Raw genomic sequence first — 1,126 nt, forward strand, 5'->3', positions numbered from 1 at the left:
AGAGAAATGCAAAGCTTGATGAAAAAGATCAAGTTATAGCAAATCTTCAGGCTCAGCTTGACTATCTAAAGACAAAGCTGTTTGGTTCTACAAGCGAAATCCGTAAAGGCGATATTCCTGGGCAGTTAAGCTTATTTGATTCATCTGATGAAGAGGATACGCCTGCCATTCCTATCGAACCTGAAATTGTTGAAGTTAAAGCTCATACTCGTGAACGTAAGCCAAAGGCAACATATGACGAGATATTTGAAAACATCAAGACAAAACAGGTTCCTGTAAAGGAACTTCCTAAGGAAGAACGTATCTGTGATGAATGCGGTACTATTATGGAACCGGTAGGAACTAAGGTGGTTCGTACTGAAGTCATCTATCACAAGCCTTACTTGGAAAGGATTGAGTATGTCGCTAAAACCTACCGTTGTCCGAATGCTTGCAAAGAAGATGACACAATCTTCCTTCGTGATAAGTGCAAACCTGCATTAATAAAAGGTAGTTACGTGTCTTCAGGACTTGCAGCACATGTGATGTATTACAAATACGTTATGGCTTGCCCGCTTTATAGACAGGAACAGGATTTCCTTCATTTGGGAGCTAAAATTAGTCGAGCAACTATGGCTAACTGGATTATCACCTGCTCTCAAGCTTACCTGACTCATATGTATGAGTATCTACATCGTAAGCTTTGTGAGCGAATGTATCTGATGGCAGATGAAACTCCTTTACAGGTTTTAAAAGAACCTGACCGTAGGCCACAGTCTAAATCCTATGTATGGGTATTTAGAACTGGCGAGGACAGAGGTGTTCCAATAATCCTCTTCAACTATTCGCCTACGAGAAAAGGAGCAAATGCAGCCGAATTCTTAAAGGATTCTCCTGAAGGTTACTATCTGATGACCGATGGCTATAAAGGGTACAACAAAGTACCCGAAGCTAACCGATGTGCTTGTTGGGCACACATCAGAAGGTATTGGCTAAAAGCTATACCTAAGGGGCGCGAGGCTGACTACACTCATCCTGCTGTGCAAGGACTTCTATACTGCGATAAGCTGTTTGGATACGAAAGACTCTATAAAGAAAAGGGACTTTCAATCAAACAAACCTATAAGCGTCGTCTAAAGGATCAAGA

Annotated in this window: 1 protein-coding gene; it reads left to right on the forward strand. The window is 41.5% G+C overall.

The features are described 5' to 3' along the window. Window positions 1–1,126, forward strand: a 1,126-nt coding sequence (tnpC, locus tag BLR54_RS14795) for an IS66 family transposase (protein WP_090422420.1), incomplete at both ends; no start/stop codon positions are given.

It is taken from the genome of Pseudobutyrivibrio sp. YE44, assembly GCF_900104335.1.
Classification (GTDB): domain Bacteria; phylum Bacillota; class Clostridia; order Lachnospirales; family Lachnospiraceae; genus Pseudobutyrivibrio.